The sequence below is a fragment of the Solibacillus sp. FSL W7-1472 genome (assembly GCF_037969775.1).
Classification (GTDB): domain Bacteria; phylum Bacillota; class Bacilli; order Bacillales_A; family Planococcaceae; genus Solibacillus; species Solibacillus silvestris.
In genome coordinates this window covers 3,932,205-3,942,369 of sequence record NZ_CP150208.1, presented here as the reverse complement: position 1 = coordinate 3,942,369, position 10,165 = coordinate 3,932,205, and the positions used below count along the sequence as shown (strand labels likewise).

Below are 10,165 nucleotides of genomic sequence, written 5' to 3'. Positions count from 1 at the left end.
GCTCTTTCTTCCTTTCATTAATTCATTTCACATTCGATTCGTATATTTAAATGACAAGGCTCATACTAACCAAAATTAGATGAGAGTCTTTTTTATGTGAATTTCCTTACAATGCAAACTTTCTTGCTTACGAAAAAAGAAAGGCTCTGTTAAATGATTAATAGTAAACAGAGCTATAAAATATATATTTTATAATTAAAAAGGAGTTCATACACATAACCACAAGTTGTGGATAAAGGTTGTTCTAGAGTATGGGAAATCTTTGTCCACAGATTATCAACAATTGTGGATAATATATTTCCCAGAAAAGAATTCCACAAAGTAAAACACAGTTATCGTATCAAATAAAGTTAGGTATTTCAATACTTAAACGATCTTATCCACATAATCATATGTTATATACATAACAGTTGTCCACAGGTTTGTTATATGTGAAAAACCTGTAGATAAGCGTTGTGGATAATTTTTAAGAGCAAAAATACTATTCACAGCATAAACGTAAATTAATTTTATAAATTGTGGATAACCGAGAGTGTGAATCAGGAAAGGGATTTATATGAGGTTTATATAGAAAAAGAGAAAAATTATAATGAGGCATTGACAAACAGGTTTTATTCTTTATATAATATCATGGTCTGTATGTAGAGATAGATATAGTAACGCTCGAATTCAGGAGGTGTATATAAATGAAACGCACGTACCAACCTAAAAAACGTAAGCACTCTAAAGTTCACGGTTTCCGCGCTCGTATGAGCACTAAAAACGGCCGTAACGTATTAGCTCGCCGTCGTAAAAAAGGAAGAAAAGTATTATCAGCATAAGTCCACTGAGCCACATCAGTGGTCTTTTTTTTCTTTTATCGTTGTTGAATGAGCAAAAAAAGTACCAATGATTAGATGGAGCAGGTGAATGGATCATGAATAAACGCCAACGTATAAAGAAAAATGAAGATTTTCAAAAGGTGTTTAAAAAAGGTAAGTCGTTTGCGAATCGCCAATTTGTTGTATATTGCTTGAAGAAGGAAGAACAACAGGCGTTTCGTATTGGCTTATCAGTGAGCAAAAAAGTAGGAAATGCGGTCACTCGGGTTCAAGTGAAACGCTATATTCGCCAAGCTTTTCTGGAATTAAAAGATGAAGTAAAACAAGATATGGATTATGTTATTATCGCCAGAACGCAGGCGGCCACACTGGATTTTCACGAAACAAAAAAAAGCTTGCAGCATGTTTTAAAGGTTGCAAGAGTATATAAAGGATAGTTCCATAATTAATTGTTTATCATTCATTACTTGAAACTTTGAATATACAGAACAATTAGTAGTGTACGAACGTCCGTACATGGTAAAATATTGTCATAAAAATTGAATAGGTTTGCTTTAGGAGGAAGAAGGTTGAAGAAAAATCTATGGATAATGCTGTCACTTGTTTCAGTAGTATTACTGCTATCAGGCTGTACAGAATTTGACCAACCAATTTCATCTGAAAGTAATGGCTTTTGGAATGAATATATTGTTTGGCCATTAGTATCATTTATCAAGCTTTTTGCTGATATGTTTGAAGGTAATGCCGCGAATTATGCATTTGCAATTATTATTGTAACTGTTATTATTCGTCTAATCATTCTGCCTTTAACTATTAAACAAGTAAAAAGTTCTAAGAAAATGCAGGAAATGCAACCGAAGTTAAAAGAGCTGCAAGCAAAATACAGCTCAAAAGACGCGGCAACTCAGCAAAAATACCAGCAGGAAATGATGCAGTTAATGCAGACTTCAGGTGTTAACCCATTAGCTGGATGTTTACCGATTCTTATTCAAATGCCGATCTTAATCGGTTTCTATCATGCAATTAGCCGTATGAATGCAACACCGGATGCATTTGAACTAGGGACATTTTTAGCGGTTCCATTAGCGGAGCCAAGTATTGTATTTGCTGTAATCGCAGGTCTGATCCAGTATGTTGTATTAATGACTGGTCCCGCTGTAGATAATCCGCAAATGAAAATTATGATGTACATCATGCCATTAATGATTGTTGGTTTCGGTATTATTTTACCTGCCGCTTTATCATTATATTGGGTAGTTGGAAACTTTGTATCTGTATTACAAAACCTTGTTATTTACAAACCTTGGAATAAAAATAAACCGGATGCTACCGATGCAAAAGGAGCGAAATAAGTGAAACAAACTACGCAAATAGGCGCAACAGTAGAAGAAGCGATCTCATTAGCGTTACAAAAGCTTGGCCATACTCGTGAACAAGTTGATGTGGAAGTTTTACAAGAGGGTAAAAAAGGATTTTTAGGTTTTGGAGCACGAAATGCTGAAGTTCGTGTAACTGTAAAGGAAATTGTTCAGCAGCAAGTGGATCAAGAGACGACTTCAGATTCTGCACCTGATGTGGAAGAACAACCAATTGTCGAGAAAACAATCGAGAATGAGCCGGTTTTAGCTAATGAAGATCAACCAATTCACCATGAACAACAACAAGTGGATCCTATTGAAGAAGCAAAAGAGTATTTAACGAATATTGCTTTAGGGATGGGAATTACAGATTTAACAATCGACCATGAAACAGATGGTAAACATGTTTCATTTAAGTTATCGAGCGAGAAAGCAGCATTATTAATTGGGAAGCGTGGTCTTACATTAAATGCGCTTCAACATTTAACTCAGCTCATTCTTAATAAAACAGCCAAATCGTTTATGATTTTACAAATGGATGTGGAAGATTATCGTGAGCGACGTCAAGTTGCCCTTGAACAGCTGGCATTACGCATGGCGGACAAGGCTCTTCGAACACGAAAACCCGTATCATTTGAACCGATGGCATCTTATGAACGAAAAATTATTCATAATGCCTTGGCAAATCGTATAGATATTGAAACGCACTCAGAAGGTGTCGAACCAAATCGATATTTAGTCATAGAGCCAGTAAAATAATATACAGACAGTTTTCGACCTATTCTTTTGGATAGGTCGTTTTTTTAATGAAAGATGGAACCAAATCTACATTACTTTAGATTTTAATTAAAATATGTTAGTCTAAATTGTTAGTTAGTATAGCACGGATGTGATTTATCCACATGTGGATAACACTGAAATAGGAGGATATAAATGGAATTCGATACGATTGCTGCGATTTCCACTCCAATGGGAGAAGGAGCTATTGCGATTGTTCGTCTGAGCGGCGATGAGGCGGTAGCGATTGCAGATAAAATATTTAAATCACCAAATCATAAGCGTTTGACGGAAGTTGCGACACATACGATCCATTACGGACATCTGATCGACCCGAAAACGGATGAAGTGGTAGAGGAAGTTATGTTGAGCTTAATGCGCGGACCGAAAACATTTACGCGAGAAGATGTTGTCGAAATCAATTGTCATGGTGGTATTGTGTCTGTTAACCGAGTATTACAGCTTGTCTTACGTTACGGTGCACGTTTAGCAGAGCCTGGGGAATTTACGAAACGTGCATTTTTAAATGGCCGTATCGACTTATCACAGGCAGAAGCGGTAATGGATTTAATTCGTGCGAAAACTGACCGCGCGATGAACGTTGCGCTTGGCCAGATGGATGGAAAGCTTTCTCGTCTCATTACATCTTTACGCCAGGCATTATTAGAGACGTTGGCACAAGTGGAAGTAAATATTGATTATCCTGAATATGACGATGTAGAAGAAATGACGATTCCTGTACTTCTTGAAAAATGCGGTTGGGTACGAGAGGAAATTATTAAATTACTTCAAACATCATCCCAAGGTAAAATTTTACGTGAAGGTTTATCTACCGTTATTTTAGGACGTCCAAACGTAGGTAAATCATCTCTTTTAAATAGTTTAGTTCAAGAAAATAAAGCGATTGTAACCGACATTGCAGGTACAACTCGTGATATTATTGAAGAATACGTAAATGTACGTGGAGTTCCTTTACGTTTAGTTGATACAGCAGGTATTCGGGAAACAGAAGATATTGTTGAACGAATCGGAGTTGAACGTTCGAGAGAGGCACTAAAAGATGCCGATTTAATATTGCTTGTATTAAATTACGGAGAAGAGCTTACAGAAGAAGATGAACGCCTTTTTGAAACGATTCAGGCGATGGATTATATTGTCGTTGTCAACAAGACAGATATCGAACGCAAAATCGATTTAAACCGTGTTCATGAATTGGCTGGAAAACATCGTGTCGTAACGACTTCGTTATTGAAAGAAGAAGGTGTAATCGAGCTGGAAGAAGCGATTGCAGCATTGTTCTTTGAAGGGCAAGTAGAAGCGAATGATTTAACATATGTATCAAATGCGCGACATATTGCGCTATTGCATCAAGCTCAACAGGTGATTGAGGATGCGCTTGCTGCAGCTGAGTCAGGTGTACCTGTCGATATGATTCAAATCGATGTGACACGTACATGGGAAATTCTTGGTGAAATTATTGGAGATACTGTACAGGAAAGCTTGATTAATCAGCTATTCTCGCAGTTCTGTCTAGGGAAATAAATCGGAATAAAAGAGAGGAAGAACAACATGTCAATACAATACGAAGCAGGTAATTTTGACGTAATCGTTGTTGGTGCAGGACATGCAGGTGTGGAATCTGCCTATGCAGCTGCGAAAATGGGTGCTAAAACACTCATGCTTACAATTAACTTAGATATGATTGCGTTTATGCCTTGTAATCCATCAGTCGGCGGACCTGCAAAAGGAATCGTTGTTCGCGAAATTGATGCACTTGGCGGTTTAATGGGACGCATTATCGATAAAACACATATTCAAATGCGCATGTTAAATACCGGGAAAGGTCCAGCAGTACGTGCTTTACGTGCACAAGCCGATAAATTCCAGTATCAGCATGAAATGAAAAAGGTTTTGGAAGAAGAAGAAAACCTTCAAATTCATCAGGCAATGGTCGATGAACTAATTGTAGAGGATGGCGAAGTAAAGGGTGTTATTACACAAGTTGGAGCAATTTACCGTGCACCGGCTGTCATCATTACTACAGGTACGTTTTTACGTGGGGAAATTATTTTAGGAAATCTGAAATATTCTTCAGGTCCAAACAACCAGCAGCCATCAATCAAATTAGCGGATAACTTAAAAGAATTAGGATTCGACTTAATCCGATTTAAAACAGGGACACCACCACGTGTAAACAACCGTACAATTGATTATTCTAAAACGGAAATTCAACCTGGTGATGATGTACCCCGTGCATTCAGTTTTGAAACAACAGAATATATTATGGATCAGCTACCTTGCTGGTTAACTTATACAACAGAAGAAACACATCGTACAATTGAGGAAAATCTGCACCTATCCCCAATGTTTTCAGGGATGATTAAAGGGACAGGTCCACGTTACTGCCCATCCATTGAAGATAAAGTAACACGCTTTAACGATAAGCCGCGTCACCAGATTTTCCTTGAGCCAGAAGGACGCAATACACGTGAAGTATATGTCCAAGGTTTATCGACAAGCTTACCTGAGCATGTTCAAAAGAAATTAATTGCTTCTATTCCAGGGTTGGAAAATGCGGAAATGATGCGAGCTGGTTATGCCATTGAGTATGATTCAGTCATTCCTACACAATTATGGCCAACATTAGAAACGAAAAAAATTCAAGGTCTTTATACAGCAGGTCAAATTAATGGTACTTCAGGTTATGAAGAAGCAGCAGGCCAAGGTTTAATGGCCGGGATGAATGCAGCAGCAAAAGTTTTAGGCCGTGAAGAAATCATTTTAGACCGTTCAGATGCTTATATCGGTGTATTAATCGACGATCTAGTTACAAAAGGTACAAATGAGCCTTACCGTTTATTAACATCTCGTGCAGAGTACCGTCTTCTGTTACGTCATGACAATGCAGATTTACGTTTAACGGAAATCGGTTATAAAGCAGGGATGATTACGGAAGAGCGTTATGTGAAATTCCAGCATAAAAAAGCACAGATTGAGCAGGAAATTGCCCGTCTGCGTGAAATTATTATTAAACCAAATGCGACAACGCAGGAAGTAATCCGTAATGCTGGCGGCGCGGAGCTAAAAGATGGTATCCGCGGAGCAGACCTTTTAAAACGAACAGAAATGACGTATGATTTAGTTGCTTCCCTTACTCCATCGGAAATCGAACTTTCGGATGATGTAAAAGAGCAGATTGAAATCCAATTAAAATATGAAGGGTATATTCAAAAAGCGCTTCAACAAGTAGAGAAAATGAAGAAGCTTGAGGATAAGAAAATCCCTGAAAATATCGATTATGATGCCATTCCAAGCTTAGCAACAGAAGCACGTATGAAACTGAAAAGTGTTCAGCCGCTTTCTATTGCTCAAGCATTGCGTATTTCAGGTGTTAACCCTGCAGATGTTTCAATTTTACTTGTCTATATTGAGCAAGGTAAAATTGCAAAAGTAACTACGAACTGAATGATGTGAGCGTCTTTAACCAGAAAGACGCTCATTCTTTAATATGGAGGAATCATTTTATGAACGAAAAGCAATTTATCGAAGCATTGAAGGAAAAGGGTATTGAGCTATCAGAACACCAGATTGCGCAGTTTAAAAAATATTTTGAGCTATTGGTTGAGTGGAATGAAAAAATGAATTTAACGGCGATTACGGATTTGGAAGGTGTTTATTTAAAGCACTTCTATGATTCAATCAGTGCGTCTTTTTATTTTGATTTTACAAAAGTCACAACGGTATGCGACGTTGGTGCAGGTGCAGGCTTCCCAAGTATTCCGATTAAAATTTGCTTCCCTCACTTACAAATTACGATTGTCGATTCACTTAACAAACGAATTACATTTTTAAATCATTTAACAAATGAGTTAAACTTGGATCATATGACATTTGTTCATGCCCGTGCTGAAGAGTTCGGTCAAAATGCAGCATATCGTGAAAAGTTTGATGTTGTAACAGCCCGCGCTGTAGCACGTCTTTCTGTTTTATCAGAGTTATGTATTCCTTTAGCAAAAGAAGGCGGTTATTTTGTTGCATTAAAAGCTGCAGCAGGTGCAGAGGAATTAAAAGATGCGACAAAAGCCATTTCTACGTTAGGCGGAAAATTAATAGAGGAGTTTGCATTCCATTTACCGGTTGAGGAAAGCGAACGTTCACTTTATGTATTTGATAAAGTAAAATCGACACCGAAAAAATACCCGCGTAAACCAGGTGTTCCGAATAAAACACCAATTAAATAAATAAATTTACGAAATTTGAAATATATCCGTCTTTTGCTGCATATATATTTATATTTATGTTTTTTTAGTGGATAGAAAAATATAAGTTTATTTTGAAATACAAATGGGTATAGACACTATTTTGTCCTATTTTAGGCGAATTCAGTCTATCACCTAAATTACTATTCATTGAACACTGTACATTTTTGATTGAATCAGAAATAATATTGTATATGAGGTAGACAGTTTCCTAAAGGTGGTGCCACACGGATGAAAAGTACTTTTTCACGTTTTTTCGGAGGCGGGAGCAAAGAGCCAGAAGTAAAAAGTGAAGTAGAAGTAATAGAGAATATCTCGATGGCTTCAGAAGAAGTAGTTAAAATTCCAATAGACAAAATCATTCCGAACCGTTATCAGCCACGTACAGTTTTTGATGATGAGAAGATTGAAGAATTAGCAAGAACGATTCATACACACGGCGTCATTCAACCAATTGTGATTCGTCCAATAAATGATGACGCGGATAAATATGAAATAATTGCCGGTGAGCGACGTTATCGAGCGATGAAATCCCTACAATGGACAGAAGTACCTGCTATTGTACGTAATTTAAATGATCGAGAAACGGCGTCTATTGCCCTTATTGAAAACCTTCAACGTGAGGAATTAACAGCAATTGAAGAAGCGCTTGCTTATCAACAATTATTAGGATTGCATCAGCTTACACAAGAAGCGCTTGCACAACGTCTTGGTAAAGGACAATCAACAGTTGCTAATAAATTGCGTTTATTAAAGTTGCCTCAATTTGTTCAGGATGCTATTTTAAATCGTGAAATTTCGGAACGTCATGCCCGAGCTTTAATTGTAATCAAAGATGAGCAATTACAAATGCAGCTCATTGCAGCGACAAAAGAGTTTGATTGGAATGTTAGACAGCTTGAAGAACAAATTCAAAAAATTCTAAATCCCGATGAACCTGAGATAAAAAAACGTAAACCAAGCAGAAAAGCGATTAGCAAAGATGTACGTATTGCCCTTAATACGATCAAGCAGTCGTTATCAATGGTGACGAAAAGTGGAATTAATGTTAAAACGGAGGAAGAAGATACAGATGATTACTACCAAATCACTGTAAAAATTCCGAAGAAAAAATAAATTAGTGAACTGCCCGAAAGATAACGACTTTCTAGGCAGTTTTTTTAGTAGATTAGTAGAAGCAGTAAGTTTTTTGAAAATAAATTTAGTTTCATAGCATCGTTTTCTAACATTTTTTGTTAAGATAAAAGAAACAGTATTATAAAAGGAAGATTTAATCATCCAAGATTTTAGACTTTAAAAATATACCTAAATTGAAGTGATGAAAGCAGGTGCGGATATTGGGACGTATTATTGCGATAGCCAATCAAAAAGGTGGCGTTGGAAAAACGACAACCTCTGTTAACTTAAGTGCATGTTTAGCTTTTTTAGGAAAGAAAGTATTAATAATCGATATCGACCCACAAGGTAACGCTTCAAGCGGATTAGGTGTTCGAAAAGGTGATTTGGAAAGCTGTATATACGATGTATTAATTAATGATGAAGATATTAAAGGCGTTATTCAACAAACAGATGTAGAAAACTTATATATTGTCCCTGCTACAATCTCATTGGCAGGTGCTGAAATTGAGCTTGTTTCCACAATCTCCCGTGAAGTTCGACTGAAAAAGTCATTACAGGAGATTAAAAATAACTTTGATTTCATTATTATTGATTGTCCGCCATCACTTGGCTTATTAACTATTAATGCGCTGACTGCCTCCGATGCACTGATTATCCCGGTACAATGTGAATATTATGCATTAGAAGGGCTGAGTCAGTTGCTTTCCACCGTCCGCCTTGTCCAAAAGCATTTGAACAAGGAGTTAATGATTGATGGAGTGCTACTCACAATGCTGGATGCCCGTACGAATTTAGGGCTTCAAGTGATTGATGAAGTAAAGCGCTATTTCCAGGATAAAGTATATCGCTCAATTATTCCGCGTAATGTGCGGTTAAGTGAGGCACCGAGTCATGGGAAACCGGTAATTTTATATGATGCAAAATCGCGCGGGGCAGAAATTTATTTAGAGTTTGCAAGGGAAGTGATTAAAAATGGTTAAAGGTTTAGGTAAAGGGATTGATGCGCTTTTTCGTGAAGAGGCCGTACATAAAGAAGACCAGGTACAGCAAATTGCAGTCGGAAAAATTTTAGCAAACCCATTTCAGCCACGTAAAATTTTTGATGAAACTGCAATCGAAGAATTAGCTAGCTCTATTCATGAACATGGTATTATTCAACCGATTGTCGTCCGTAAAAACGGAAGGAAATATGAAATTGTAGCAGGTGAACGCCGTTATCGTGCGGCGGTTAGTGCAGGTTTGACAGAAGTCCCTGTCATTGTAAAAGATTTTAATGAGCAGCAAATGATGGAAGTTGCTATATTGGAAAACTTGCAACGCGAAGATTTAACACCAATTGAAGAAGCAGAAGCATACAACAGTTTAATTGTGAAACTGAATTTTACACAAGATGATTTAGCGAAACGATTAGGGAAAAGTCGTCCACATATTGCCAACTTAATTCGTCTGTTGCAGTTACCGGAAGATATTCGGGACCTTGTCAACGAAGGAAAGCTTACAATGGGGCATGGACGAGCATTGCTTGGTTTAAAAAATAAACGACGTATACCTGAAGTAGCTCAAAAAGTTATAAAAGACCACCTTAATGTCCGTCAGTTGGAAAAGTATATTCAAGATTTAAATGAAGCTGTTTCACGTGAAACAAAGCCTACCAAAAAGGATATTCATACCCAGGCAACAGAGTCCCAACTACGCGATTATTTTGGAACACAAGTACAAATCAAAAAAGCTAAGAACAAAGGTAAAATTGAAATCGAGTTTTATTCAGATGATGATCTGCATCGCATTTTGGAAATATTAAATATGGAACAACAATAAAAAGGTGCTGAGC

Annotated in this window: 10 protein-coding genes; all 10 read left to right on the top strand. The window is 37.2% G+C overall.

Features of this window, described 5'->3' with window-relative positions; translation table 11 throughout:
* Positions 1 to 686 precede the first annotated feature (686 nt).
* The 10 genes from rpmH to MKY07_RS19695 all read left to right on the top strand — a co-directional run bounded on the left by rpmH (position 687) and on the right by MKY07_RS19695 (position 10,152).
* Positions 687 to 821 (top strand): 50S ribosomal protein L34, encoded by a 135-nt coding sequence (gene rpmH, locus MKY07_RS19740; RefSeq protein ID WP_008408389.1) that lies wholly within the window; start codon positions 687 to 689, stop codon positions 819 to 821.
* A gap of 95 nt (positions 822 to 916) precedes the next feature.
* Positions 917 to 1,258, top strand: coding sequence for a ribonuclease P protein component (gene rnpA / locus MKY07_RS19735; protein WP_008408387.1), 342 nt, complete (start codon positions 917 to 919; stop codon positions 1,256 to 1,258).
* Positions 1,259 to 1,390: 132 nt separating this feature from the next.
* On the top strand, positions 1,391 to 2,173 hold the full coding sequence (yidC, locus tag MKY07_RS19730; RefSeq protein WP_008408385.1) for a membrane protein insertase YidC: 783 nt from the start codon (positions 1,391 to 1,393) through the stop codon (positions 2,171 to 2,173).
* Positions 2,174 to 2,938 carry an RNA-binding cell elongation regulator Jag/EloR gene (jag, locus tag MKY07_RS19725; protein WP_008408383.1) on the top strand — a complete coding sequence of 255 codons (765 nt, stop codon included), beginning with the start codon at positions 2,174 to 2,176 and terminating at the stop codon, positions 2,936 to 2,938. It begins immediately after the preceding gene.
* A gap of 174 nt (positions 2,939 to 3,112) precedes the next feature.
* Positions 3,113 to 4,498: a tRNA uridine-5-carboxymethylaminomethyl(34) synthesis GTPase MnmE gene (gene mnmE / locus MKY07_RS19720; RefSeq protein ID WP_008408382.1), complete on the top strand. Its 1,386-nt coding sequence runs from the start codon at positions 3,113 to 3,115 to the stop codon at positions 4,496 to 4,498.
* Positions 4,499 to 4,525: 27 nt separating this feature from the next.
* Positions 4,526 to 6,421, top strand: coding sequence for a tRNA uridine-5-carboxymethylaminomethyl(34) synthesis enzyme MnmG (mnmG, locus tag MKY07_RS19715; RefSeq protein ID WP_339263409.1), 1,896 nt, complete (start codon positions 4,526 to 4,528; stop codon positions 6,419 to 6,421).
* A gap of 59 nt (positions 6,422 to 6,480) precedes the next feature.
* Entirely contained in the window at positions 6,481 to 7,197 is a 717-nt protein-coding gene (rsmG, locus tag MKY07_RS19710) for a 16S rRNA (guanine(527)-N(7))-methyltransferase RsmG (protein WP_014822346.1), read from the top strand.
* 249 nt (positions 7,198 to 7,446) lie between these two features.
* The gene (gene noc / locus MKY07_RS19705; RefSeq protein WP_008408374.1) at positions 7,447 to 8,331 is read left to right on the top strand and encodes a nucleoid occlusion protein; all 885 of its coding nucleotides are present in this window, start codon (positions 7,447 to 7,449) and stop codon (positions 8,329 to 8,331) included.
* Positions 8,332 to 8,552: 221 nt separating this feature from the next.
* Complete coding sequence (locus MKY07_RS19700) at positions 8,553 to 9,314, top strand: AAA family ATPase (RefSeq protein ID WP_014822348.1); 762 nt, start codon at positions 8,553 to 8,555, stop codon at positions 9,312 to 9,314.
* Positions 9,307 to 10,152, top strand: coding sequence for a ParB/RepB/Spo0J family partition protein (locus MKY07_RS19695; protein WP_014822349.1), 846 nt, complete (start codon positions 9,307 to 9,309; stop codon positions 10,150 to 10,152). Before MKY07_RS19700 ends, MKY07_RS19695 begins: the two co-directional genes overlap by 8 nt.
* Positions 10,153 to 10,165: the final 13 nt, after the last annotated feature.

Excerpts from the sequence above, each read along its gene's own strand:
- rpmH (WP_008408389.1), top strand. The coding sequence starts at position 687 with ATGAAACGCACGTACCAACCTAAAAAACGTAAGCACTCTAAAGTTCAC.
- rnpA (WP_008408387.1), top strand. The coding sequence starts at position 917 with ATGAATAAACGCCAACGTATAAAGAAAAATGAAGATTTTCAAAAGGTG.
- mnmE (WP_008408382.1), top strand. The coding sequence starts at position 3,113 with ATGGAATTCGATACGATTGCTGCGATTTCCACTCCAATGGGAGAAGGA.
- mnmG (WP_339263409.1), top strand. The coding sequence starts at position 4,526 with ATGTCAATACAATACGAAGCAGGTAATTTTGACGTAATCGTTGTTGGT.
- rsmG (WP_014822346.1), top strand. The coding sequence starts at position 6,481 with ATGAACGAAAAGCAATTTATCGAAGCATTGAAGGAAAAGGGTATTGAG.
- noc (WP_008408374.1), top strand. The coding sequence starts at position 7,447 with ATGAAAAGTACTTTTTCACGTTTTTTCGGAGGCGGGAGCAAAGAGCCA.
- MKY07_RS19695 (WP_014822349.1), top strand. The coding sequence starts at position 9,307 with ATGGTTAAAGGTTTAGGTAAAGGGATTGATGCGCTTTTTCGTGAAGAG.